This window comes from Pseudoalteromonas sp. A25 (genome assembly GCF_009176705.1).
Classification (GTDB): domain Bacteria; phylum Pseudomonadota; class Gammaproteobacteria; order Enterobacterales; family Alteromonadaceae; genus Pseudoalteromonas.
Genome location: NZ_AP021847.1, coordinates 726,348 through 753,217, shown reverse-complemented (window position 1 = coordinate 753,217; position 26,870 = coordinate 726,348). Strand labels below are relative to the sequence as shown.

19 protein-coding genes and 1 CRISPR repeat array are annotated in these 26,870 nt (G+C 44.8%); of the genes, 10 read left to right on the top strand and 9 right to left on the bottom strand.

Annotated features, from left to right (window positions below; genetic code table 11):
* The first annotated feature begins 67 nt into the window (after window positions 1–67).
* Window positions 68–418, top strand: a complete 351-nt coding sequence (locus GDK41_RS19770; protein WP_152088191.1) for a cupin domain-containing protein — start codon at window positions 68–70, stop codon at window positions 416–418.
* A 7-nt stretch (window positions 419–425) separates the two neighbouring features.
* On the opposite strand, the gene GDK41_RS19765 is transcribed toward GDK41_RS19770, so the two are convergent.
* The 7 genes from GDK41_RS19765 to GDK41_RS19735 all read right to left on the bottom strand — a co-directional run bounded on the left by GDK41_RS19765 (window position 426) and on the right by GDK41_RS19735 (window position 10,360).
* Complete coding sequence (locus tag GDK41_RS19765; RefSeq protein ID WP_152088190.1) at window positions 426–1,160, bottom strand: 5-oxoprolinase subunit PxpA; 735 nt, start codon at window positions 1,158–1,160, stop codon at window positions 426–428.
* An 8-nt stretch (window positions 1,161–1,168) separates the two neighbouring features.
* On the bottom strand, window positions 1,169–2,962 hold the full coding sequence (locus GDK41_RS19760) for a glycoside hydrolase family 3 protein (protein WP_232056593.1): 1,794 nt from the start codon (window positions 2,960–2,962) through the stop codon (window positions 1,169–1,171).
* Window positions 2,963–3,091: 129 nt separating this feature from the next.
* The gene (locus GDK41_RS19755; RefSeq protein ID WP_152088189.1) at window positions 3,092–4,420 is read right to left on the bottom strand and encodes a sensor histidine kinase; all 1,329 of its coding nucleotides are present in this window, start codon (window positions 4,418–4,420) and stop codon (window positions 3,092–3,094) included.
* A gap of 18 nt (window positions 4,421–4,438) precedes the next feature.
* Complete coding sequence (locus tag GDK41_RS19750; RefSeq protein WP_152088188.1) at window positions 4,439–5,821, bottom strand: sigma-54-dependent transcriptional regulator; 1,383 nt, start codon at window positions 5,819–5,821, stop codon at window positions 4,439–4,441.
* A 104-nt stretch (window positions 5,822–5,925) separates the two neighbouring features.
* Complete coding sequence (locus GDK41_RS19745) at window positions 5,926–8,361, bottom strand: ABC transporter permease (RefSeq protein ID WP_152088187.1); 2,436 nt, start codon at window positions 8,359–8,361, stop codon at window positions 5,926–5,928.
* A 10-nt stretch (window positions 8,362–8,371) separates the two neighbouring features.
* The gene (locus GDK41_RS19740; protein ID WP_152088186.1) at window positions 8,372–9,100 is read right to left on the bottom strand and encodes an ABC transporter ATP-binding protein; all 729 of its coding nucleotides are present in this window, start codon (window positions 9,098–9,100) and stop codon (window positions 8,372–8,374) included.
* Between the two features lie 9 nt (window positions 9,101–9,109).
* Window positions 9,110–10,360 (bottom strand): efflux RND transporter periplasmic adaptor subunit, encoded by a 1,251-nt coding sequence (locus GDK41_RS19735; protein WP_152088185.1) that lies wholly within the window; start codon window positions 10,358–10,360, stop codon window positions 9,110–9,112.
* 263 nt (window positions 10,361–10,623) lie between these two features.
* Between GDK41_RS19735 and GDK41_RS19730 the strand changes: the two genes are divergently transcribed.
* Window positions 10,624–11,514 carry a hypothetical protein gene (locus GDK41_RS19730; protein ID WP_152088184.1) on the top strand — a complete coding sequence of 297 codons (891 nt, stop codon included), beginning with the start codon at window positions 10,624–10,626 and terminating at the stop codon, window positions 11,512–11,514.
* 8 nt (window positions 11,515–11,522) lie between these two features.
* On the opposite strand, the gene GDK41_RS19725 is transcribed toward GDK41_RS19730, so the two are convergent.
* Window positions 11,523–11,963, bottom strand: a complete 441-nt coding sequence (locus GDK41_RS19725; RefSeq protein ID WP_152088183.1) for a DoxX family protein — start codon at window positions 11,961–11,963, stop codon at window positions 11,523–11,525.
* Between the two features lie 217 nt (window positions 11,964–12,180).
* Here GDK41_RS19725 and GDK41_RS19720 point away from each other — a divergent pair, with 217 nt between their 5' ends.
* The 7 genes from GDK41_RS19720 (at window position 12,181) to cas6f (ending at window position 21,760) form a co-directional block, all read left to right on the top strand.
* Window positions 12,181–13,047: an AraC family transcriptional regulator gene (locus GDK41_RS19720; RefSeq protein WP_152088182.1), complete on the top strand. Its 867-nt coding sequence runs from the start codon at window positions 12,181–12,183 to the stop codon at window positions 13,045–13,047.
* Between the two features lie 329 nt (window positions 13,048–13,376).
* Window positions 13,377–14,354, top strand: a complete 978-nt coding sequence (gene cas1f, locus GDK41_RS19715; RefSeq protein WP_152088181.1) for a type I-F CRISPR-associated endonuclease Cas1f — start codon at window positions 13,377–13,379, stop codon at window positions 14,352–14,354.
* The gene (gene cas3f / locus GDK41_RS19710) at window positions 14,351–17,761 is read left to right on the top strand and encodes a type I-F CRISPR-associated helicase Cas3f (protein WP_152088180.1); all 3,411 of its coding nucleotides are present in this window, start codon (window positions 14,351–14,353) and stop codon (window positions 17,759–17,761) included. The genes cas1f and cas3f overlap by 4 nt, the downstream gene beginning before the upstream one ends.
* 46 nt (window positions 17,762–17,807) lie before the next feature.
* Window positions 17,808–19,100: a type I-F CRISPR-associated protein Csy1 gene (csy1, locus tag GDK41_RS19705; protein WP_152088179.1), complete on the top strand. Its 1,293-nt coding sequence runs from the start codon at window positions 17,808–17,810 to the stop codon at window positions 19,098–19,100.
* Entirely contained in the window at window positions 19,097–20,035 is a 939-nt protein-coding gene (gene csy2, locus GDK41_RS19700) for a type I-F CRISPR-associated protein Csy2 (RefSeq protein ID WP_152088178.1), read from the top strand. Before csy1 ends, csy2 begins: the two co-directional genes overlap by 4 nt.
* 36 nt (window positions 20,036–20,071) lie before the next feature.
* Window positions 20,072–21,100, top strand: a complete 1,029-nt coding sequence (gene csy3 / locus GDK41_RS19695; protein WP_152088177.1) for a type I-F CRISPR-associated protein Csy3 — start codon at window positions 20,072–20,074, stop codon at window positions 21,098–21,100.
* A gap of 9 nt (window positions 21,101–21,109) precedes the next feature.
* Window positions 21,110–21,760: a type I-F CRISPR-associated endoribonuclease Cas6/Csy4 gene (gene cas6f, locus GDK41_RS19690; protein ID WP_152088176.1), complete on the top strand. Its 651-nt coding sequence runs from the start codon at window positions 21,110–21,112 to the stop codon at window positions 21,758–21,760.
* 152 nt (window positions 21,761–21,912) lie between these two features.
* A CRISPR array of direct repeats spans window positions 21,913–24,403; the repeat unit is 28 nt; unit sequence GTTCACCGCCACACAGGCGGCTCAGAAA.
* A 211-nt stretch (window positions 24,404–24,614) separates the two neighbouring features.
* Here cas6f and GDK41_RS19685 read toward each other — a convergent pair.
* On the bottom strand, window positions 24,615–25,424 hold the full coding sequence (locus GDK41_RS19685) for a sulfite exporter TauE/SafE family protein (protein ID WP_152088175.1): 810 nt from the start codon (window positions 25,422–25,424) through the stop codon (window positions 24,615–24,617).
* 455 nt (window positions 25,425–25,879) lie between these two features.
* Here GDK41_RS19685 and GDK41_RS19680 point away from each other — a divergent pair, with 455 nt between their 5' ends.
* The gene (locus GDK41_RS19680; protein ID WP_152088174.1) at window positions 25,880–26,857 is read left to right on the top strand and encodes a DUF1852 domain-containing protein; all 978 of its coding nucleotides are present in this window, start codon (window positions 25,880–25,882) and stop codon (window positions 26,855–26,857) included.
* The last annotated feature ends 13 nt before the right edge of the window (window positions 26,858–26,870 follow it).

The window sequence follows — 26,870 nt, the reverse complement described above, 5'->3', positions numbered from 1 at the left end:
TCGCGAGTACGTGTTGATAATAAAGCCGGGCAATTAGCTCGGCTTTTTGATCTATAGGAGCCAAGTCATGAGTCATGTGGTAAGTACAGAAAACGCCAAGCATTATACTTGGGGTGAGGTGTGTGATGGCTGGCACTTAGTGGCAACTGACGCATTAAGCGTGATCCAAGAGCGTGTACCTGCAGGGGCGCAAGAGGTCAAACACTTTCATCATTTTGCACAACAGTTTTTTTATATACTTGAAGGCGAAGCGTGCTTAGACGTTGATGGTGAAATATTAACACTGCGCAGCGGGCAGGGCGTACATGTGAGCGCTAACACCCCGCATCAATTAAAAAACATCAGCAATGAGGTGCTAACTATGCTGGTTATTTCTACGCCACCAAGTCATGGCGATCGCACGGTTGTTAGTGACTAAGGGTACATTAACTAGATTGAGTTAGTAAAATACTGATCTCTTGAATTTGCGCGATACTTGCTTCGTTGTCGCCATGCACGCATAGCGTATCAGCGCGCAACGCGAGTTGTTTGCCTGACTCAGTAGTAACACAGCCTTGCAGTGCCAATTGCTTAACTTGTGCCATAAGTGCTGTTTTATCATGTACAGCGTTAGCTTGAGAGCGTGGTGTGAGCATGCCATTATCGGTGTAAAGCCTGTCAGCAAACGCTTCAAACATAAGCGAGACACCAAATTCATCAGCAAGAGCTTGATGGGCTTGCTGGCGAGCCGTAGCGAGTACCATCAACTTCAAGTCTTTGGGGTAGCTCGCAATTGCCTGGATCACTATTTTTAGTAGTGATTCGTCGGCCATCATATCATTGTACAGAGCGCCATGAGGTTTAACATATGAAAGCGTTAAGTCTTGGCATTGTGCCATGCCATCGAGTGCTGAAATTTGATAATGCAGTGTATCAGTTAATTCTGTTGCATTCATTTTCATAGAGCGGCGGCCAAACCCTTGTAAGTCTGGATAACTGGGGTGTGCACCAATCATCACTTGGTGCTGTTTGGCCAATTTTAAAGTTTTGGCAATTACGCAGGGGTCGCCTGCATGAAACCCACAGGCAATATTGGCACAGTCGATCACTGCCATAGCTTGTTCATCTAGGCCCATTTTCCAAGCGCCAAAGCTTTCTCCCAAATCACAGTTTAATAGCATAACGAGTCCTATTTTATGGTTACAGGTAAAGTGCCGTTTGCTGGTGCCAAGCCCAAAATTACTTTTGCCAGAGCTGTAAAAGCAGGCCCTGTAACTTGCTCATCAGTTTCAACATCAATGTTATAAGCATAGCTTGCCAATACCGCATCGCTTAAGGATTCAAATTGCTTAATTTCATATGGAGCGCGTAAGCTGATAAATACGGTTGCCTTATTGTGCTTTTTAGCAACAGTTAGCAGTTCTTTGAGCGCCTTTGGTTGCTGTTGAGCCGATAGAGCAAATTTTTCTAGTTTGGCTGCGTCTTCCATGCCGCCTATTTCTACGGCGCTTTGCTGTGGGCTTGCATGCCCTGCAATGACTACACTTGCCTCTGAAATTTGTTGTGCAGCTAAGCTTGGATCAAAGCCTTGCAAGCTATTACAGGTGATCTGTAAAGGGGCTTTACTAAATGTCGATAGCGCTTGGCGCAATGCTTCGCATTTGCGCATGTCGGGCATAATCAAATGAATTTTATTGTTGGTTTTTATATCTAAGGGTAATAGCTTTTCGTTTTTAACTTGCGTAATGGCTGCCAATGCAAGCTCCGCTTCAAGTTTTCGATGTCCGGGGTTACCTAATGTGGCTTTTGCAATAGCGCTTGAAGCTGGGGCGATGTTTTGCAAGTAACGCTGTTTTAGTGCAACTATTCTGTTGGCTGATGCGCGTATCTCATCACGGTTTAGGGTGTTATCTTGGACGGCAAGCGTGAGCGACTTAAACAGCTGCTCTAAGTGTTTGATGTCGTCTTGTGTGCGTATCGCAAGGGGCATCAGAGCGATATCAACACCGGCGTTAAAGGTTTCAATCACCGCTGAGGTGTTATCGAAAAAGTGACTGATACCAGCCATGTCTAATGCATCAGTGATCACGACCCCCTGGTAGCCAAGCTTCGTGCGCAGCAAGTCATGCATGATAGTACGTGACATCGTGGCGGGTTTTAGCATCTGTTGGCCATGCTTATTTTCAAATGTACTACTATCTAGCGCTGGATATTGGATATGTGCAGTCATGATCATACCCGGCGGGTTTTCATCAATCACTGTTTTAAAAGGTGCTAAATCGTTTTGCCAAATAGTGTGTTCATCGTGAGCCACTCTTGGCAGGCCTGTATGGCTATCGACATGGGTATCACCGTGCCCTGGAAAGTGCTTGAGTGCTGAAATAACACCTTGTTGCTCAAATGCTTTAACCTGTGCAGCACCTAGCTTGGCAACAACCTCGGGGTTTTCTGAAAATGAGCGCACATTGATCACCGGGTTCTCAGCGTTCATGTTGACATCAACAGTGGGTGCAAAATTTACGTTTATACCTAAGCTTGCAAGCTCTTTGCCGATAACTTGAGCAACTGCGCTGGCATAATGTGTACCGTGTTTTGCATAAGTGGCCCCAATGCTCATATTACCGGTAAATGATGTAGCTTGTTCGCGGTTAATACGTGCTACACGGCCACCTTCTTGGTCTATTGCTATAAAAAGTGGCTGAGGGTACTTAGATTGTTGCGCTGCCGCTTGCAGTTGGTTGGTTAAGTTTACTATTTGCTCTGCGTCATGCGTATTTTCTGAGAAAAGAATAACGCCGCCTATATGGTGATCGCTAATCACTTTGGCAAGTTGCTTGGGTAAATGGGTCATTGGTGTGCGACAAGTTTTGCTCTGCCCATGGCTGCAAAAATAGCGAAAATCGAGCATTAATTTTTGCCCTAGCTGTACCTCAATAGGTAGGTCCGGTTGTGTGATAGCAGTTGAAGGGGTACTCATGGTCATAGCAAAAAAGATACCTAATGGTTTAATAAGCCTACAAAGCGTCATAAAAAAATGAATCGTTATTCTCGTTATGGTGGCTAATTTAGCATTAACAGCAGGTGATTGATAACCAAAGGCGATGATCTTTACTTAACCTGACGTATAGGGCAGGTCGAGCTGAGCACAACACCCTGCTTGTCCGGTTCTATTGTGTAAGGATAACCGACCATGATGGGCTTCTGCGATTTGCTGGCATAAGACTAATCCGATGCCTGAACCTTGCTGTTTGGTACTATAAAAAGGAACAAATAGGTTGTCACTGTTATTAATCCCAGTGCCGTTATCATAAATATTTACTCTTATTTGCTCTGCGTTTATTTGCCAGTCAATATCGATATGGCAAGCCTGGTTGAGTTGCTCACAAGCCTCTCGCGCGTTTTTGAATAGGTTGATCAAAAGCTGCTCAAATTGCGACGCGTCAATATGCAAATATACGTCATCTTTTTTTATTATGTTAAATACGCAGTCATTAAATGGTTTTTGGCAGTTTGATATAAGCTTTTTGAGCGAATGAGCCTGACACTTTGGTTCGGGCAATCTTGCGAGTTGATGATAACTTTCGATGAAATTGCCCAAGTCGCTGGCTCGTTTGTGAATAAAGGTGAGGTTTTCAGCGATGCTACTTTTGAGCGCTAAGTCAGCTTGTTTATTGATTATCTTCGTCAGAGTTTGCGCTATCGATGCGATAGGTGATAGAGAGTTGTTGATCTCATGACTCATCACTTTAATAAGTCGCTGCCATGCGTGTCGCTCTTCGCTGCGCAGCAACGAATGAACATCGGTTATAAACACTAGCTTATAGGTTTTTCCATCACTTAAGTATTGTGCTACGTGTAAGTTGTAACGCTTAGTTTGCAAAGCAATGGGTAGTTCAATGACTTTACTTTGACCCTCACTGAGCTCATTAACTACCAGTAGTTCTTTAGGCAAAGCGTTAGGTAAATTGTTTGTATTTAGCGAAAACAGCTTTTTTGCTGCGCGGTTGAATAGGGCAATTTGCTGTTTTTCATCGATAGCCAAAATAGCTACATCAATGTGCTCTAACACCGTTTGTACCAGTTGCTGAGATTCTGCCGATTGCCAACGTTGTGTACTGAGCCGCTGAGCTAGGCGATTAATAGCATTAAACAGTGGCGTCAGCTCTTCCTCATGTCGCCCAACACGTGCCCTTAAGGTGTAATCTCCTTGCGCTAATGCTTCAATTAAGTTGGTTTGAGTGCGTAGTTGATAAACCACTTTTTGCTTTATGCGTATGCTGCTCCAAGTAATAACAATAGAGCCAAGTAATGCACATAATGCAACTAGCCACACAGAAACCTGATTATAAAGCATGGTGATGATTAGTATTAACAGCAGTGGTAGGGCTGTTGCTAAATAAATGATACTCAGCTGTTTTTCATAGGGAGTGTGTTTAGGCATAGATGATCTCCACTATGATTATTTAATCGCTTTGTTTAAGCGACGATAAAACGTACTGCGACTTAAGCCAAGTGATTGCGCAGCACTGACTGCGTCACCGTCAAAATGAGCGAGTCGTTGTGCCAAAGTTTGCTGCTCTACTTCGCTTAGCGTGAGTAACGGGCCGTTATCCGTTTGTGCATGACTGCCTGTTGCTTGTACTTGCTGTATTGGCGTTAAGTTTAGGTGCTCAACATCAATGTGTTCGGTTGGAGCGAGAATATGTGCACGCTCCATTATATGACCAAGTTCTCTGACGTTACCCGGCCAGTGATACTGCTGCAAAGCTTGTTGTGCTTGAGCAGTTAAAATACGCCCCTGTGCGGCATACTTCTCAACGGCACGCTGCAAAAAATAATGTGCTAATGGCAAAATGTCGGCCAAACGTTCGCGCAAAGGCGGAATATGTATTTGTACGGTATTAATTCGATAGAGCAAGTCTTTTCGAAACAGGCCTGTTGCAACAGCATGGTTAAGATCGGCATTAGTGGCACTGATCAAACGCACATCGACAGATTGGGTTTTGCTGGCACCGACCTTTTCAAATTGTTTTTCTTCTAAAACTCTCAATAGCTTGGCTTGTTGAGAGTAGGGGGTATTGGCTATTTCATCTAAAAATAGTGTTCCTTCATCGGCCAATTCAAAACGCCCAATGCGTTGAGATTTTGCATCTGTAAAGGCCCCCTTTACATGGCCGAACATTTCGCTTTCAAACAAACTCTCGCTGACCGCGCCCATATTAATGCTTATTAACTGTTCGCTTTTTCGATTAGAAAGGTCATGTAAGTAACGTGCGAAGAGGCTTTTTCCTGTACCATTTTCGCCTGTGAGTAATACACTCACATCGCTTTTTGCGACTTGAGATAATGTTGTAAGTACATGCTTAATTTGCTCTGAATGGGCAATTAAACCAGACACAAAGCCCAATTCGTTTTGTAGCAACTGGTTATGAATAGCCAGTTTTTGCGTACGTTGCTTGGCTTTTGCCAATTGTAGTTGGGTGTGGATGATATTTATCAGTCGCTCATTTTCCCACGGTTTCTGTACAAAGTCGTTGGCACCCACTTGCATTGCTTTAACTGCTATTTCAATGCTGCCCCAACCTGTAATTGCAATAATAGGCAGTTGCTCATCTTCGGCTCGTACTTGCTGGATAAGGGCGAGGCCCTCTTCGGCAGATGTGGTATCTTGGGTAAAGTTGAGATCGGTGATCACTAAACTAATGATATGGTCTTTAAGCAGCTGCTTAGCCTCTGTTGGGCCGCTGGCTTGTAGGCTCGTATAGCCTTCCTCTAGCAGCAATAGGCTTAGCGCATGTCTTATGCCTTCATCATCATCAATGATTAATATTGGGTCGCTCATAAACATTTGTTATCGCACGATTAAGTGAGGTTAGTGTACGACAAAGCATAGTAAAGATAAAAACTATGCTTTGCCCGAGTAACCTAAGCTTGTTTTAATAGGTATTATTGACTGTGTAGCGCGTAAGCGGGTTCATGTTCTACTGCTCGCTTGGTGGGTAAATACGTGGCTAATAAAACGACTGCACTAAGCAATACGGTCAGTACCACCGCAGCAACCGCTACATCAGTAAACTCTACACCAATGGGTACCGACATTGCATACCCAAGGGCTAAGCCAATACCAAGTCCTGGCACGGCGCCTAGTAATAGTTGTTTAGTGCCAGAGATAAGAAACTCGGTGGTTATCTTCTGCTCGCTTGCGCCCAACGCTCGTTTTACACCAATTTCTTGTGTTCGCTGAGAAATCGTATTGGCCATTACCCCGTAAATACCGCTGGCAGCTAATAAGAAAGAGGCAAGCCCAAATAGCATTAATACGCCGCCTACAAACGTAAGCGGTGCTACTCGCTGTGTTAAGCGTGCATCATACAGGTCGATATTATAAATAGGTAAGTCAGGTGCAACTTCTTTAATTGTGTTGGTCAGTGCTGTCTTGGCTGTTGCCAGCTCACTATTGATATCAGCAGCGATAAATATTGATGAACGAGGTGTTTGTGCAAACGGCACATAAACAGACGGCAATTTAACTTGTTTATCTCTGTTAGGCGTATTTTGTATCACATGCTTGGTAACACCAATAATGGTATACCATGGGCCTTTAGTGCTGTCTTCGTTAATAAACTGTATTCTTTGCCCAACAGCAGAGCCTCCATTCATATGTTGCTCCACAAAGCTATCCGTTACAATGACATTGTGGATGTTGGCTTTGTTGTCGGCATCGTTAAAAAAGCGACCATCAATTAGCTGTGCTTCTAGTTTGCTTAAAGCTCCTGGGAAAGTAGCAATTTGATTGGCGCGCGGGTAGCTTGCGAGGTTCTGCTTAGCATACTCTTGGCCTGCAACAGCAATGGCTTTTTGTGTATCGCTAAAGCCCGGCAGTCGAGACATAATCACACTATTTTGTAATACGTTTTGACTGACTAATTGTGCATTTAGTGCGTGTACAAATTGCGCTTTTTGCTCATCTGTTTTGAATTGCTCTGAAGGCAGCGTAACTTGCCCGACAATTTTGTTAGTGGTGTTCACGCCATAGTCTGCGTAAGTCGCTTTAAAACTTGCGGTGATCATGACCGCTGCAACGATTAAAATAGTGATAGATAAAAAGACCTCGCCCACAACTAAGGCTTTGTTGAGCTTACCCGCGTTCTTGCCAAGTGCACCTCGGGTGCCATCGCGCAGTACCGCATTAAAGTCGCCATTGATGTTACGCCATGCGGGTAAAAAGCCAGTAACAAAAATGGTACCAAGCAAAAAGGCAAAAAAGATTTTTAATGTGTAGGCGTCAATGCCAAAGTCCCACCAAAACGGTGGTCTGTCAGTAAAAAATTGGTTGGTAATGGTTTGTGTTAGTTCAAGCCCCCAGCCTAAGACCAATAGGCCAATTAGGCCGCCCAAACCACAGATAAATATACTTTCCCATAATAGTTGGCTTAACAGGCGTCCTGTGGGGGCGCCTAAGGCCACTCTGATAGCGGTTTCTTGCGAGCGCTCGACAGCTCTAGATAGAAGTAGGTTGCCGACATTAACTGACGCCAATATCAGAATTAACACCGCAGCTAAGTGCATAATATACACTACAGGCATACCGCCATCGGCAGTAGACATATGCATGGTTAAGGCATATGCGCCTATTCCTGCGTTCGTTTTGGGGTAGCGTTCAGCGAGGCGCTGCATGATTAAGTTAAGCTCTTGGTCAATTTGCTCTAGGCTAACACCGGGCTTTCTATGCGCTAAGCCAGTTACTTGGCTATTTTGTTCTCTGGTGACTTGTTGGATATTGTCTTTGAGCGGGCGCCATAGCTGAGCACGACGTGGAAAATAATAACCTTCTGGCATCACCCCAATCACGCGGTGGTTTTGACCATTTATTTTAACGCTTTTTGATAGCACATCTTCTTGGCCGCCAAAGTGGTTTTGCCACAAGTCGTAGCCAATAACCGTGACATTTTCACCGCCAACTTTGTCTTCATCACTACTAAATGTTCTGCCAAGCAGCGGTGTGGTGCGGGTGAGCGAAAATATATTGGCTCTGGCATCAGTCGCATTGTATCTGCGAGCGCCGTCCCTGCCTGACACACTAACGACCGTGTTTCTAAATACGCTAAATTCGCTGGCGCTAGTTAGATCTGCTTGGATCTGTGCAAAGTCATGTAGATTAAAATCGCCAAAATTACGCTTGCCATTAAGTGAGGTTGTGAACTCAATAATATGTTCACCGTCTGCAAATGGCAGAGGCTTAAATAACATGGTGTTCATAAATGAGAATAAATAAACACTTAAGCCAATGCCTGTGGCCATCACGAACACGGTTAGTGCACTAAAGCTTGGCTTTTTAGCTAACAAGCGCATGGCATACTTTATATCGTTGTGAATACTCATAACTGTGCCCTTATGCGTTGACGGCTTCAGCATCGTTTGCTTTAGCGCTTTGGGTTTTGTGATCAGAAATAATGCGACCATCGAGCACTTCAATATTACGTTGTGCACGCTCTGCAGAACGCGGGTCGTGTGTCACCATACAAATAGTTGCGCCTTCGCGGTGCAGCTGGTCAAGTAACGCCAGCACATCATGGGCATTTTTAGAGTCAAGGTTACCGGTAGGCTCATCGGCTAAAATTAAGCTTGGTGCGCCTGCAATTGCCCGCGCAATAGCGACCCGCTGTTGCTGACCACCAGAGAGCTGAGAAGGGTAGTGGTTTACTCTATGGCTCATATTAACCTTAGCTAGCGCCTCAGCTGCCATTTGTTTAACTTGCGATTTATTTAGGTCCTTGCGGTAAGTGAGTGGTAACTCTACGTTTTCCATAACGTCTAAATCACTAATTAAATTGAACGACTGAAAAATAAACCCGATTTGCTTATTTCTGATCTCAGCCCGCTGCGCTTTGCTTAAGTTGCTTACCTCATGACCTGCCAGCTGATAACTGCCTGATGTAGGAATATCGAGTAAGCCAAGCAACGATAATAGGGTTGACTTTCCTGAGCCAGATGGACCCGAAATCGCGATATATTCTTGTTTGAATACTTGCAAAGATATGTTGTTCAGCGCGTGGGTTTCTAGGTCGTCAGAATAAAATACTTTGCTTAGGTTTTTTAGTTGTAAAACACATTGAGTCATGATGCTTTCCTAATTAATTCTAAATTGAGTGAAGCTTTCAAAGCGGCTTGGATCAGAGGTGATGATCTGGTCGCCTTCTTGAAGCCCTTGGATGATTTGTACATAACTAACAGACCCTAAACCCAGCTGTACTGGTGTGCGCTCAGCCATTAAACCATCTGAGCTTAGTTTGTAAATACTGGATTGAGTCTGGCTTTGAGAAAACAGAGGGCGTGACACATATAAAGTGTCACTAAGTTCAGCAATGGTGATCTCACCGTTTACGCTGAGCGCTGGGCGTGCGTCACTGGGTAACGGCTCTAAAAACGCCACATCCACTTGGACATTGCCTTGTACAACCTCTGGATCGATACGAGTTACGTGGCCTAGCACTTGATTGTTTTGGGTATCAATCGTGACCTTTTGCCCCACCGCAATTTGCTGGATCTGTATTTCGGGTACTTGTAGTTCAGCAATCAAAGCTTCTTGGTTTGCAAGCTTAGCAATGTTGCTCCCCATGTTAACGTGCTGGCCAACCTCAATCGGTAGAGCGAGAATAATGCTATCAATAGAGGCCCGTACAGTAAGGTCATTCACTTGCGTTTCAATGCGCATCACGCGGTTTTTTAACTGGTTGAGTCGTGCAAAACGGGCTTGCTGTTGCGCTTTTAGGCTCTTAGATGATTCGTCCATTTGTAATTGTGCAGAGCTCAGCGCTTGCTGTGCTTGCTCAAGTGCTATTTTAGCGCGCTGAAAATCTAGTTTAGACACCGCGCCGGTGGCGATTAATTCTTGGTGTGCCAAGTACTCATGCTCTGCACCTGCCAATGCCATTTTGGCGTTGAGCATATCTGAGCGTTGCTTTGCGATGGCGGCTTGCTCAGCTAAGTCACTGGCTTTGTGTTCGGCTTCTAGTGCTGATAATTCCCATTTGGCTTCTGCAAGCTCTTGCTCTAAGCGAGGGTTTTTCAGGCGAACAATCTCATCGCCTTTACTCACTTGCTGACCGGGCTTGTATAGCAGAGCTTCGACTTTGGCATCGCCACTGGCTGATAGCCACTGGACTTTTTCGGGCACAAGTACACCGTTGCCTCTAACCGTAACAGTAAAGCTGCCTTTTTGTACTTGGCTTATCACTAATGAATTGGCATTAAGAGTGAGTTCAGCGCGGCTGAATTGCCAGGCTTGATATGCGCCAATCAGTATTATGGTGATTGCAATGCTTGCGATAACGTACTTACGAAAAGACGTGGATTTTTTTGCTGATACTGCAATGTCCATTAAAGCTCCTAATAAATGCTTGATATTAGGCTTTAGATAGCAGGCAGTATGCCAACGTGTAAGCTACTGAAATATAGGTTGTATTTTTATTCCGGTTGTGTGTAATCCCAAAAATGGGATTAATAATGAGATTGATCCCAAAATTAAGACTGGCGTGTTTATTTTGTGTCTTGCGAAATAGGGTAGCGATTGCCTGACATTCACGGTAAAGTTGCGCCCACTGCAATTGGTTTAAACACTCTTGATTTAGGTGAGGGGCTTTGGTGCGTTACGTCATTTTATTAAGTTATGTTTTTATTAGCTTGATTTGTTTTACCGTAAAAGCCATGGATAGGGTACGTTACAATATTGCTCAGCACATGAATGACCCAAAACAAGCTTATTACCTCTCTATTTTACAGCTGGCGCTAGAAAAAAGTGCTGACAAATACGGTGATTATCAGCTTATTTCACTTTCCCTTGATGAAGCACCGCAAGGGCGAACCCTCGACTTACTGGCTAATAAAGACCTACTAGATGTGCACTGGAGTGTAACCTCGATTGAACGCGAACAACAACTTGGTACGGTATATATCCCGCTATTACGTGGTTTGATGGGCGCAAGGTTGTTTTTGATCCACAAAGACAACGAACAGCAGTTTGCAGCAATCAATAATGTACAAACATTAAGGCAGTATTCGTTGGGTAGTGGTATTGACTGGCCTGATACACAAATATATGAGCGAAACGACTTTGATGTTGCCACGAGTGATGGCTCGCGCTTACATAGTATGCTTGAACAAAAGCGCTTTGATTTGTTCCCAAGAGCAGTGCATGAGCCTTGGGGAGAAATTACTGATAGAGCAGACCTACTTGTTGAACGTAATTTTGCGCTTTGCTACCCAACTGCTATGTACTTTTTTGTCAATAAAAACAATCATAGATTAAGAAAGCGCTTAACCTACGGGTTAGAAAAAGCCATAGATGATGGCAGTTTTGAAAAGCGCTGGTTAGCAAACCCAATTATTGCGAATGCGTTGGTAAATAGTGAGCTACCTAAGCGCCAGGTTCTTAAAATCAACAACCCATATATGAGTATACGTACTAGAGATATCTTAAAAGTGGCTCGCTACCTATACGAGCCAATTCAAGCATGTGTAACGCCTTTGCTGTGAGTGCTATCTTATACAGCTTTTTTAAGGGCATTGGTTTTTTGGTTAATGACTTGGTCGATACTCCACTGACCCGCGCCATGTGCTGTAAGCATTAAGAACCCGCCTGCCATAGCAATGTTTTTGAAGAACATTATAAACTGTATTTGGTCGTTTAAATCAGCATGAAATAACAGTGCGCTGACAACGCTAAAGCCAGCAAATGCTAAGGCAGTGATACGGCTGAGTAGGCCTGTCAGAATAAATAAGCCGCCAATCAGCTCAAAAGCAATCACCAGTGGTAACAGCTCTGCGGGCAATCCGGCGGATGCCATGTATTGTGCGTTGCCATCAAAGTATTGAATTTTGTTTAAACCTGCCAAGATGAAAATAGCCGATAAACCAAAGCGCGCTATTAGTACTGCTGCGTTAGCAAAAAGAGTGTTGTTTGCAAATGGGTTGATCATGTTCATAGTCGTTCCTCAATAAGTAAGTTGTAAGTCAGCAATGGATGACTGATAGGGCTAGTTTATGTTCTTTTTTGTGAAATAAAATTAGTAAATTTTGTTTGATTTATTCTTATTTTAAGAATGATTGGTTGGGAGGGCGTGCTTTTCGCAATTTCAATCAAGACATTCGATTGCGATCCTCTCATAATAAGGTTTTTAAAAATGATGAGCAGGGCACATTGTGTGTAAAGAGTCGTTAGAAAATCGCATTAAACGCGTATGTGATTTCATTCAACATAACCTTGAGGGGCAGCTAGACCTAGCGCAACTTAGTGAGGTGGCCGCCTTGTCACGATATCATTTTCATCGGGTATTTTTAGCGTATACGGGTGTGAGCGTGATCAAGTATTTACAGCTTGCACGCTTAAAGCGTGCCTCTTTTCAATTGGCATTTGAACTTGATATGAAGATTATTGATATTGCGCTTACGGCACAATTTGATAGTAGCGAAGCGTTCTCACGAGCGTTTAAACGTACCTTTTCGCAAACCCCAAGTCAGTTTAGGCAAAGCCCAGACTGGCCAAATTGGTATCGACTTTATGAATTTACTTTGCCTAGTAATAATGACGCGATAGCAGTATCTATCGTCGAGTTTGCGCATACCCCCATTGCATATTTAACTCATCACGGAAATCCTCAACGAGTGTACGAAAGTGCAGGCCAGTTTGTTGCCTGGCGAAAGCAAAGTCAGTGGTCACCCATAGCGCATTGCCGTACATTTGGTATTCCTAATGGTGACCCAAGTACTATGAAAGAAGACGATTTTGAATTTAAAATATGCGGCTCATTGCAGCAAAACATGACCTCGGTACCAGACAACGAGTTTTCTGTAAAAGCGGGTGCCATACCCGCTATGCGCTGCGCAAAAGCCACCCACTTTGGCAGTCATGACACTTTAGAAAAAACCATTTATGCGTTGTATGAACAATGGCTACCGCAAAGCCAAGAGCAACTTGGTGATCACCCTGTATTTTTTGAGTATTTAAACCTTATACACGAAGTAGACGAATGCGATTTACGCACCGATGTGTATTTACCTTTGGCTTAACTGATGTGCAGGAAGCGTGGACAGATAGGTGTAAAGGGGGGTTACAGTGAGCTTTGGCAAGAACTGAGAGGCAAAAGCGGCTCAGACTTACGCCCGTCTTCCTGACGAAGGTCAGGATCTTACCGAGCGCTAGTATGGTGGTGTTTATAAATACTACACAAGCATAAGACAATGATGTTCGGTGTAAATAAATGCGCTCTGTCACTTTATATCTAAAATTTGCGCTAAAGCAATAAAACTTCAATAACTCATCTATTTTTATTGTATTTGCCGAATTTGCGTTTTAGTCTGGAAGTTAATCGTATGTAAATATCAGGTACAAGGCGAGCATGGAAGAGTTAAGCCCAACCGATCTGAAAACCATTTTGCACTCAAAGCGTGCCAACATGTATTACTTAGAGCATTGCCGAGTAATGCAAAAAGATGGCCGTGTTTTATACCTCACAGAAGCGAAACACGAAAACCAGTATTTTAATATTCCCATCGCAAACAGCACGGTTTTAATGTTGGGTAATGGCACCTCTATTACCCAAGCTGCCATGCGAATGCTTGCCCAAGCAGGTGTGCTGGTGGGGTTTTGTGGCGGCGGTGGCACACCGTTGCATATGGCCTGTGAGGTAGAGTGGTTTACGCCACAAAGCGAATACCGGCCTACCGAGTATTTACACGGTTGGCTGCAATTTTGGTTTGATGATGTAAAGCGGTTAGAGGCGGCCAAAACATTTCAACATGCTCGTATTCACTATCTCGAAAAAGTGTGGAGCAAAGACCGAGAGTTGAAACTTGAAGGGTTCGAGTTTCATCACGATGCAATTCAAAATGCACTGAGTACGTTTCACAAACGCACCGATGAAGCGAGCAAACCATCAGAATTATTACTTACCGAAGCCCAACTAACCAAGGTGCTTTACAAATACGCTGCCAATAATACCGGCGTTAAAGGTTTTACCCGTCAGCATCAAAGTACCGACAAAGCCAATGACTTCTTAAATCATGGTAACTACTTAGCTTATGGACTTGCAGCCAGTTGCTTGTGGGTGCTGGGCATTCCACATGGATTTGCGGTCATGCACGGCAAAACTCGCCGAGGGGCTTTGGTGTTCGATGTGGCAGATTTAATTAAAGACGCGCTGGTGCTGCCGTGGGCATTTGTGTGCGCAAAAGAAAACGCCACAGAGCAAGAATTTCGTCAGCAAGTACTCCAAGCATTTACTGATCATAAAGCGCTGGATTACATGTTTGATACGGTAAAGCAAATTGCACTGCAAGCACACTCAAAAGAGCACATTGAGGCAAATAACTTATGATGGTGACGTTTGTCTCTCAGTGCGAAAAAAACGCCCTCAAAAAAACGCGGCGAGTGTTAGACGCGTTTGCTAACCGCATAGGCGATAATACATGGCAAACCTTGATCACCGAAGATGGCTTACTCACAGTTAAAAAAATGCTGCGCAAAACCGCCAGCCGCAGTACAGCGGTGAGTTGTCATTGGATACGCTCACGTTCTAGAAGTCAGTTATTGTGGGTAGTGGGCAATCGTAATAAATTTAATCTTGAGGGGGTGGTGCCGGTGAATTGGACAAGGCGGAACCTACTTAACAGTGAAATTGAAAGCGATTGGCACTTTTTGCCTTTGATTAAAGGTTTGGTTGGGATTGCTGCATTGTTGCATGATTGGGGCAAGGCCACTGAGCTGTTTCAAAGTAAATTACAGCCGAATAACCCAAACCAGTTTAAAGGCGACCCAATACGCCATGAATGGATCTCACTATTGTTACTACGCGGCTTTATTGACTCAACAAGTGAGCATTCAGATAAAGCATGGTTGCAGGCGTTAAGTCGTGGCGATATTAATGAACAAAAAGTTCAGGCTGCGATTAAGCAAAGCCCACTTAGGCCAATGGCGCAATTACCACCTATTGCAAAGCTTGTTGCATGGTTGGTGGTATCTCATCATCGCTTACCTTTGCCAAAGCAAGGTTCGCCTGATGATTATAAATCAGAAACAGCTAAGTCGCTTGATGACATGCTTGCTAAAATCACGCAGCAGTGGGGCTATGAAAATAGCTATAACAAACAGGAATTTGAAAAGCGCTTAGGGCAGTGCTTTGAATTTCCCAATGGCTTAATGAGTAACTCCAAGCCGTGGCTTAGTCGAGTTAAACGCTGGTCGTCAAGTTTACTTGATTATCAAGCGCTTGCTATAAAAGCGATAGAAACGGGCGGCTATCGGGTGCTAGTGCATCATGCTCGGCTGTGTTTAATGTTGGGCGATCATTATTATTCATCTCAACAAGCAGATAAAAAATGGCAAAACACCACGGGCTTGTTCGCAAATACTGACAGAGCAACCAAGCAGTTAAAACAAAAGTTGGATGAACATTTAGTGGGGGTGGCGCGTTATGCCACCCAAGCGGCGCACTTATTACCTGCGTTCGAGAGTGAACTACCTCAGGCAACAGACATAGAAAGCTTAAGAAAGCCAAGTCCGAAAGACTATAAATGGCAAGACAAAGCCGTTGCTCAAATTAGTCAATGGCGTGCTTTGCAAGCTGAAAAAGAGCACAAAAGGTTTGGCTTTTTTGCCCTCAACATGGCAAGTACAGGCTGTGGTAAAACATTTGCTAATGCCAAAGTTATGCGCGCCCTGTCGGACGATAGCAAAAGCCTTCGTTATATTTTGGCTTTGGGCCTGCGCACGTTAACTCTACAAACGGGTGATGAATACGCGCAAAGGGTAGGGTTAGACAACACTCAGCTGGCGGTTGTGATCGGTTCAAAAGCGGTCATGGAGTTACATAAAAAACATAAGACTGCGGCGCACACCAGTCACTTTGAACAAACCGGCTCGGAATCTGAAGCGCCGCTATTAGACGAAGATGTTGATTTTGAATGTGATATTCCGCAAGAAAACCTCACTACCGTGCTAAATAGTGAGCGCGATAAGAAGTTTTTATATGCCCCTGTGCTTGCTTGCACCATTGACCACATCATCAGCGCAATTGAAACAACCCGCGGTGGTAAATACATATTACCTTCTTTACGGTTAATGTCGTCTGACTTGGTGATAGATGAGGTAGATGATTTTACAGACGGTGATTTAATTGCGATCGGCAGGCTGATCCATCTTGCAGGTATGCTGGGGCGAAAAGTGATGCTCTCCTCCGCTACCATTCCCCCATCACTGGCCGAGGGTTACTTTAAAGCATATCGCGATGGTTGGCAGTTGTATTGTGCCACCCGCAGTGCGAGCGAACACATAGGGTGTGCTTGGATAGATGAGTTTAATACACATCTTGATACCAATCGTGCGAGTTCACTAGAGTGCGCTATATTGCAGTACCGTGCAAAACACGACGAGTTTATTCAAAAACGCCAAGGCAAACTGGCACAGCAACCTATTTTAAGAAAAGCCGATATCAGCCTTTGTGAGGCGATATATGATAAAAAGCAAGTGCCGGCTCTACAAGTTGAAGGTGAGCAAACAAAGCAATCAGCCTACTTTAGCGTTATTGCCAAAAGCATTTTAGCAAAGCACGATGATCATCATTTTGTGGATGAAAACACTAAGCTCAACGTGTCGTTTGGGGTGGTGCGTGTTGCAAACATTAAACCCTGTGTGGCGCTGGCTCAGTTTTTACTGTCGTATGATTGGCCCGATGACATTGCAGTTAGGGTAATGCCTTACCACAGCCAACAAACACTGCTACTGCGTTCAATACAAGAGCAGCATTTAGACCAAGTGTTAAAGCGTAAAGAAAGTGCCAACGAACAGCCCAAAGCGCTACAAAATACACTCATACGTGAACATTTAAATAAGCTATCAAGCCAACAAAACCAAGTTAAAAACCTTATTTTCGTATTGGTTGCCACACCCGTTGAAGAAGTAGGGCGCGACCATGACTTTGATTGGGCGGTGATAGAGCCATCATCGTATCGTTCAATCATTCAACTTGCAGGGCGCGTACGTAGGCATCGTAAAACAGCGGTCGAAAGCCCCAACGTTGCTTTGCTGCAATACAACTATAAAGCCATTAAAAACGCCCATGTTGATGGTTTAAAAGCCTTTGTTAGTCCGGGGTTTGAAAAAAGCTGTCGCTTAAAAAGCCATGATTTAACACTGCTAATTGATATTAAACAGATAGCCGAGCGTTTAGATGCCAGCGCACGGATCTGTAAACCTAAACATATCAATGTAGGCTATGTTGAAAACTTGACCCAAGCGCAAAGCCTTGCGGAGCTGGAACATGTGGTAACGCTGCACGCCTTGGCTTATTACAAATCAACCAGTTCGGGGGCGCGGGGGCCTGGTACTTTGCAAGGTTATCTTGAACACCACTGGTTTTTAACGGCATTACCGCAAGCACTCACCCCCTTTCGAAAAGGGGCACCCAATGTAAAAACCTATTTGGTGTTTGATCAATACCAGCAGCGTAGCCGGTTTTGTGAAAAAGACCCCCAAGGCCGAGCCATCGACAGAGAAGAAATCCTTAATATAAAACGCATAGCGTTGAGCGCGCACCAGCTTCAACGACTATGGTTAGTCAGAGACTTTGACCAAGCCTGCGCTGAGCTGGCTGATTGTCATGCACATGAACAAAGCCCGCTGACTCAGCGGGTTATATCGCTTAAATACGGTGAGCTGAGCTTTCCATTTAATGAAAACAAACGCTATGCATATAACGACCAACTTGGGCTGGTGAAGGTTGAGTGAACACATTACACACGCTTGTTATGACAAAATACTTTAGGAGGGAACGATGATTGATAAAGCAGTTGATGCGTTTTTTGAAGAAAGAAAAGCCGCATGGCTTAAAAAAAACACAAAAGCGTCAATGTCAGGTGACGAGATACAACAAACGCATATGGAATGCGAATCGGTATTTAGTTTGCAAAACTGGTTACCTAATGCGGCAAAAAGAGCAGGGCAGATCTCTATCTCTACCCACCCATGCACCTTTAGTCACCCCAGTGCACGAAAAAACAAAAATGGCTATGTCAGCTCGATTATCGCCAAAAGTGAAGCAAGTAATGATGGCTTTTTACGCTCAGGAAATGTAGAGGTAGTAGCCGATTCGTTAGGTAATGCGGCGGCGCTAGATGTTTATAAGTTTTTAACCCTAGTGCTAGAAGACGGGCAAACCTTATTACAACACCTTGAGCAAGACACTGACTTAGCACAGCGCTTGTTTAGAACCACTCCCATGCATGAAGCCTCTGACTACGAAGCACTAAAAGAGGGCTTTTTAGCCATGACCGCCCCAAGTAAAGACGTCGTTACAAGTTCAAAAATAAAACAAGTTTACTTTCCACTTACTGCCAAAAATAGTGATGATGTAAGTTATCACCAACTATCGCTACTAACTGCGTCTGGTATTTTATTTGCGCTGAGAAAGCGCTTAGATACGATGCGTTTTGGCGATGAGATAAAGCTGGCCAGAGAGCAGCGTAAAGCCAATTTAGCGCACCCCACTCATTGCGAAGTTAGCAACCTTACTACCATTGGTTATGGCGGCACAAAGCCGCAAAACATCAGCGTGTTAAACAACCAAAATGGCGGTAAAGCGCATTTATTGATGAGTATGCCGCCTAAACTACAGCGCCGAGATATTCATTTTCCACGCAGTGACTTTTTTGCTCAAGTAGTACGCTATCGCCATTGCCAAACGCAGTTTAAAGCGCTCGATGTGTTGTATCGCTTACCTAGCGAGCATTTTAACAATATGCATACCAGAGCAAAACGCGACGAGCTATATCAAAGCGTGATTGATCATGTGATTGAAAAAATGTACCTGATAAGAGAAGTGGCTGTGCAGCAATATGTGGCAACCAGTAGTGGTCTAGCTCAAGCACAGCGTGTGTGGTTATGCCCAGAGCATGAACAACAGCGCTTGGAAACCGACAGTTGGTTAGATGAAATTTGTGATGCCATCGTCAATTTCATGTTTCATGGCTATGAAAAAACGCTGGGTAATAAAGCCATTACGCTCAGCTATGCAGAGCGCCAGCATATGAAGCAAGTGGTACACGATAACAAGGAGTTTTTACGATGATAGGAGCAGTAAAAAAGCTGCTGGTCATACCGCATATGAAGGTACATAACGCTAACGCGCTTTCTAGCCCGTTTACCATCGGCTTTCCTGCAATGACCGCATGGTTAGGCGCGGTACATGCTTTGCAGCGCCAGCTAAACAAACAACACATAGGAGTGGCTTTTAATGCCGTTGGGGTAATAAGCCATGATATTGATTTGCAAACTTACAAAGGGGAGAACGATTACGTTCACTCAATTGTGGGCACAGGCAACCCTCTGGATAAAACAGGCGCAAGATCAGCCTTTATTGAAGAAGCCCGCTGCCACCTTGATGTGAGTTTAGTGATTGAGTTTGACAACATAACCGTTGATGAACGAGCGTCTTTGGTTGAGCAAGTAACACAGCTTTTGCATGGCAAAATAAAAATGGCCAGCGGTGATATTAAAAGCTTTAACACGCCCATTTGCGTGAATGTAACACACGGCGATGAGGGCGAGCTTAAAAAGCTGCAAAGGCTTCTTATGCCCGGGTATGCGCTGATAGAGCGTCGCGATTTAATGATAGCGGCAATGAATGAAGGGCAAGATGCCCTGCAAGCGCTGATTGATTTTACCTCGGTACATTACAGTTGTGAAACCGACGACACCGACAAGGTGACGTGGTTTCGGCACAGTAAACAAGTAAATGGCGCATCGGCGGGTTGGATTGTACCCATTGCCACCGGGTTTTACGGGATAAGCGAGTTGGCAGCGGCTAAAAACCAAAGAGATCCCGATACCCCACACCGCTTTGCTGAAAGCCTAGTCACACTGGGCGAGTTTAAAATGCCCCACCGTATTCTCTGTGTAGAAGATATGTTGTGGCGTTATCACACCCAAGGTGACTACTACCTTTGTCAGCAAAGTCAATTTGCAACACCTGAGCCATGTGACTCAGGGAATGAATTTGAGTAGCACTGAATTTAAAAATTAAAGAAAAGGACAATCAACATGGCTAAAAAAGAAAATACCGCATCAGTATTGGCATTTGAGAAAAAACTCGTAACCAGTGACGGGCATATGTACGGCACAACGTGGCAGGAGCGTACCACACGCTTACAGCCGCTAAAATTAAATGAAAAGTCGGTGCGCGGTACAATTTCAAATCGCTTAAAAGCGGCGATTAAAGGCGACCCTGCAAAACTGAACGCGGAGGTTGAAAAAGCTAATTTGCAACGGGTTGATGCCTGCGCGCTAACACCTGAGCAAGACACCTTGAACTTACAATTTACTATTAAAGTGCTGGGCGGCATTACCGAGCCTGCAGCCTGTAACAATGATTTGTTTAAGCAAAGCTACCGCAATGCAGCGCGTGCTTATATTGAAACACATCAATTTTCGGAGTTAGCACGCCGCTACGCCATAAACTTAGCCAACGCTCGGTTTTTATGGCGCAACCGAGTTGGTGCAGAGCAAATTGAAGTACAGGTGTCGGCTAAAAATAATCAAGTTGAAAAATCGTGGACCTTCGATGCAACGCAATACAGCACCAAGCATTTTGACCATCAAGACGAAAAAATTGACGAATTGGCCACTTTGATAGCCCAAGCACTGAGCAGCGACAACGACTTTTTGATGCTAGAGATAAACTGTTATGCCCAAGTTGGTCGCGCGCAGGAAGTATACCCAAGCGAGGAGTTAGTACTAGATAAAGGCAAAGGCGAAAAAAGCAAAATACTCTATCAGGTGCAAGACATAGCTGCCATGCACTCACAAAAGCTAGGCAACGCGCTGCGCACAATTGATACGTGGTACCCAGAATTTACCGACCCAGAAGCCAGTGCTGGCCCAATTGCCATTGAACCTTATGGTGCCGTCACCAACCGGGGTAAGGCGTATAGAACACCCGCTGAAAAACAAGATTTTTACACCTTTTTTGATGTTTGGGCCAGAGGAGAGCAGTTGCAAGCCACAGAGCACGAGCATTATGTGATGGCCATATTAGTGCGTGGTGGGGTGTTTGGAGAAAGCGACAAATAAGGTGGTTGTATGAATTACTACTTAGACATTACCTTGTTGCCAGACGCCGAAGCCAACCTAGGCTTTTTATGGCACAAGGTGTATCAACAAATTCATTTGTTGCTGGTGGAGCATAAAGTCAGCGAGCAGGATTCTGCCATCGCTGTGTCGTTCCCTTTGTATGGTGACAAGCCGTTTCCGCTGGGCAATAAACTCAGATTGCTTGCCGAGTCTGAACAGCAACTCGTTGATTTAAAGGTAGAGCAATGGTTGTCGCGCTTATCTGATTATGTGCACATTAAAGCGGTAAAAGCTGTGCCAAGTAATATTGCGGAATACGCCTATTTCAAACGTTGGCGCTTTAAATCGCCAGATAAACTGCGCCAACAGGTTGATAGCCGAGCACAAGCTATTGCAGCTAAAAATGGTTTTGCTGTTGAAGAAGTTAAAAGTCGTCTGTTGCAATCAATAGATAGCTTTAAGCAACACTCTAAATTGCCTTTTATCAACCTACGGAGCTTGTCGACCGACAGTATGCTAAGCCCTGCAGAGCGTAGAAAGTTTTTGTTGTTTATTGAGTGCCAAAAAACAACAAAACCAAGTGATAACACACCACTGCTGACATGTTATGGGCTCAGCCGACGCTCAGAAGCCCAGCAAGTTGCGGTGCCGTGGTTTTAAGGCTGCTTGATGCTTTAAAAAACCTTTTGTTTTTGCTCTTTAAAAATCGATATATAGATCAGTAAGTTGCAATAGGTCGATTTTCATAAGGTAAAATCGCTATTTTTTACTTAAGGACTTGTTGTAACTTATTTTTGTATTAGTATTTTATTGTTCACCGCCACACAGGCGGCTCAGAAAAGATAAACATCATCTAGATTCGCGTCAAGCTCGTTCACCGCCACACAGGCGGCTCAGAAATACTGCTGCGTATTTTGCATCTGCATCGGGTTGTTCACCGCCACACAGGCGGCTCAGAAATGCGGTGCCAAGTGCAAACATACGCTGTTCGAGTTCACCGCCACACAGGCGGCTCAGAAACGCAAGTGCCAGCATATCACCCGCAAGCGCGCGTTCACCGCCACACAGGCGGCTCAGAAATTAACCCAAGCTTTGCCGCTTTCTGATACTGTGTTCACCGCCACACAGGCGGCTCAGAAAGAACGAGAACGTCAAGCATTTTTAACCCTGACGTTCACCGCCACACAGGCGGCTCAGAAATGACTTACTCGTTGAATACCCCAATACCCGTGGTTCACCGCCACACAGGCGGCTCAGAAACTTCGGCCACGATTGCACCTACTGCAGCAATTGTTCACCGCCACACAGGCGGCTCAGAAAGGTATAGATGAGAACAAGCAATTAGAGCAGGGGTTCACCGCCACACAGGCGGCTCAGAAATAAAAAAGTGCCTAACACACAAGTTTACACCCGTTCACCGCCACACAGGCGGCTCAGAAAAGTCTACGCCTGTGTTCACATTGGGTTTTGGTGTTCACCGCCACACAGGCGGCTCAGAAATTCCGCAAAGCACACATTAACCAAGGCGCGAGTTCACCGCCACACAGGCGGCTCAGAAATGTTGTATTAGCTGCGTGTTTTGCTCTTGCATGTTCACCGCCACACAGGCGGCTCAGAAATTTAGCTTGTTGCGTTCAGTTCTTGCCGCAGTGTTCACCGCCACACAGGCGGCTCAGAAAGCCTGAGTCATTACCGCCTTGACACTGAACAGGTTCACCGCCATACAGGCGGCTCAGAAAATCCGAACATACTGTCGATAAGTGGGCCTAGAGTTCACCGCCACACAGGCGGCTCAGAAAAGAATGTCCTTTTTTGCTCTTTGGTGTGACTGGTTCACCGCCACACAGGCGGCTCAGAAATAAATGCAATTCAACCATGCCTTGTGGTTCATGTTCACCGCCACACAGGCGGCTCAGAAATAAACCAGAAGCAGATGCGAAATAAGCGGCAGGTTCACCGCCACACAGGCGGCTCAGAAATAACTACAGGATCGGCAAATCCGTTGATGAAGGTTCACCGCCACACAGGCGGCTCAGAAATGTTCGAAATACTATCTCTACGCAATGAAGTAGTTCACCGCCACACAGGCGGCTCAGAAAACAAAACCAATTTCTTCTCTGTAATCGTATAAGTTCACCGCCACACAGGCGGCTCAGAAAATTAGCAACCGAGTAAAAGAACGTTCTTCGTTGTTCACCGCCACACAGGCGGCTCAGAAACATCAGACCGTTCTACGCCCGAATTTACGTTGGTTCACCGCCACACAGGCGGCTCAGAAACGGTGGGTTATTGAGGTCGAATTTAATAAAGCGTTCACCGCCACACAGGCGGCTCAGAAAATACCCTTCGGCATAGGTGGCTTGTTGTTTTTGTTCACCGCCACACAGGCGGCTCAGAAATTCCACACTGGCGCTTTGATTGTGTAATCTTTGTTCACCGCCACACAGGCGGCTCAGAAATATAAAGAGTTGGGTTTAACCAGCAGCACCGCGTTCACCGCCACACAGGCGGCTCAGAAACTATAGCGAAAAGAGCGAAATTTTCGCTCTTTTGTTCACCGCCACACAGGCGGCTCAGAAAGCAATTGCCACCCCGTACGCAAACGCCTTTAGGTTCACCGCCACACAGGCGGCTCAGAAACACAAGTGAAAGCCGCCGTTTTGTCGCACGATGTTCACCGCCACACAGGCGGCTCAGAAAACGTACAAACACTGCATTGTATTCGGGTTGTAGTTCACCGCCACACAGGCGGCTCAGAAATAGTGGCTATGTCAGACAATGCAGACGAAGACGTTCACCGCCACACAGGCGGCTCAGAAAACGCCTGCTGAGTTGGCCCGCCTTCTGCGTGTGTTCACCGCCACACAGGCGGCTCAGAAAACCTAGCCCGTTAAACGGCGATTTTTTACGGCGTTCACCGCCACACAGGCGGCTCAGAAAAATAGGTTTTATTTGCAAGGGTACAGCGTTTTGTTCACCGCCACACAGGCGGCTCAGAAACTCCCGAGTAGGCAACGGCGCTATTTGGTCAAGTTCACCGCCACACAGGCGGCTCAGAAATAAATATATGTTCGTCATAGAAAAGTCCCTTTCGTTCACCGCCACACAGGCGGCTCAGAAAATGTACACGTAGCACATGTTTTTAGCTGTTGCTGTTCACCGCCACACAGGCGGCTCAGAAAGTACGCAGCGAAGCAGGATTGCAGATACAATCAGTTCACCGCCACACAGGCGGCTCAGAAAGATGAAGAGCCAACTGGTGATGACGGCAAATAGTTCACCGCCACATAGGCGGCTCAGAAAAAAGCATTATTAGATATATGCCTCCGTCTTCCTGCCGAGGGGCAGGAGCTTATGCCAGGTTTGTGCCTACTTGCAAACAGATCTAGAAACGAGTTCAGGGTGGCTCAGTTTTAGCTCATGCTAATGCAGTCAGAAGACAATTAGGTGTTTATTGCTGCGTGATGTATCTGAGCTATTGGCTGAGGCTAAAACATACCAGCGCAGAGTGCTATCATTTCACCATCATATTCACGGCCATCACGACCAGCAGTACAGCAAAAATCTTCTTGATGGTTGTAACGGGTAGGAGGTGTGTGGCTTTTGCACCCAAAGGAGCGGTAAACCAAGAGGTGCAAACAATGCCGGCAAGGGCGGGTAAATAAACAAAGCCGGCAAAACCGTCTGATAAAGCAAACTGAGTGCTGCCCGAGCTGATGTAGCCAATAGTGCCAAATAGGGCTATCACGATGCCACATGCAGAGGCGCAGCCGATGGCTTTTTTCATATCGATTGAAAAAAACGTTAGTAGCGGTACTAGTAAGGCCCCACCACCAATACCTATCATGGCCGATAGGCCGCCTGTCAGGGTGGTAAATAAAGTTAACATACCTTTGTTTGGCATTTTGCGCTGTGTAGGCGTGTTATTTTTACTGCTTAAAAACATTTTGATTGCAATAAGTACCACGGTAACTGCAAATACCATACGCACAACATGCTCAGGGAGGTGTGTTGCTAAAAACCCACTAATAAGTGCGCCTAGTGCTACACCAGTCATGATCCAAGGGGCGATTGTCCAAGGCACGTTGCCATTTTTATGATGGGCAAGCGCCGAAGACGTTGAGGTAAATAATATCGATGCCAATGATGTCGCAATGGCTGCGATAACCACTTGCTCAGCGGGTAATATCGAAAAATAAAGTAATATGCTGCTCAGAATGGGTACTATGACCAACCCGCCGCCAATGCCTAACAAGCCTGCCAGAAAACCCACGCCACTGCCAAGTATTGCGCAGTAAAAAATCAATATGATTAACTCATTCATTTGTTGTGTCTCTTATTATTTTTTAAAAAATTTATCGTTTGGTAACAAAGCCTGCTGGTTTGGCTAATGATCAGGATGCTATATGGTTGGCGAGTATATCAACATAGCGCCATTTATAAGCCTTGTAAGCGCTGAATAATCCTCATGTTTTAAGTGAGATAAATTCAATTTGGATGTTTAGGTGTCTAGATGTTTGGGTTTCTATGCTTGTTGTTTGATGCCTTTGCCACGTATTTACAAAATTTGCCCAGAGGAGTGCGGTAAATCATGAATCTGGTTCAAGTTTTATGTGAAATAAAACCGTTTTTCTTCATCTGGCTAACCACGTATAAATTCTACATCTTCTAAGTTAAAGCGCGATAAACACTCGCCTTTAAAGATAATTGTAGCAATAGCTACACACTGTAAAAACACACAGTGAGATAAACGAACAACATTATGGATACCAGCGCATCATGAACAAAGACATTACATTTACGATAAAAAGCAACCGTTTGGATGAGCACTATCAGCCATCAGACAGCACTCGCATTACCACTAATTTTGCTAATTTAGCGCGTGGGAAAAGTCGCCAGCAAAATTTACGCAACGCGTTAACCATGATTGATAATCGCTTTAATGCGTTGGCACATTGGGATAATCCAAAAGCTGATCGTTACAACCTTGAGTTAAAGATCATTTCAGTTGATTTGGACATTGCAAGAAGTGGTCAAGCATTTCCATCTATCGAGGTATTGCAAACGCACATTCTTGATCATCAAACTGGTGAGCGTATTGAGGGCATAGTTGGGAATAATTTTTCTTCTTATGTACGTGATTATGACTTTAGTGTTTTACTGCTCGATCATAATAAAAATAAACCGCAATTTAGCATTCCAGATAACTTTGGTGAGTTGCATGGTAAGTTATTTAAATACTTTGTTGAGTCAAACACGTACAAGTCATGCTTTAAAAAACCACCCGTGATTTGTTTGAGTGTTTCCGATAGTAAAACTTATCGCCGCAGCGAAAATCAACACCCTGTATTGGGCTTTGAATATCACCCCAATGAATCATCATTAACTGAGCAATATTTTAAAAAGATGGGCTTAGCGGTGCGCTATTTTATGCCGCCTAATAGCGTTGCTCCTCTGGCGTTTTATTTCTTTGGTGACTTGCTGAACGATTACACCAACTTAGAGCTTATAAGCACTATTGCTACTATGGAAACGTTCCAAAAAATCTACCGTCCAGAGATTTACAATGCCAATGCGGTGGCAGGTAAGCTCTATCGACCAAATTTAAAAAATTCGGATCACTCTGTTACGCAAATTGTATACGACCGAGAAGAGCGCAGTAAGTTGGCGGTTCAGCAAGGTAAATTTGCGCAAGACTGTTTTATCAAACCTTATCAAAGTGTACTTGAGCAGTTCTCGGCCAATTACGCCTTATAGTCATCGATAATAA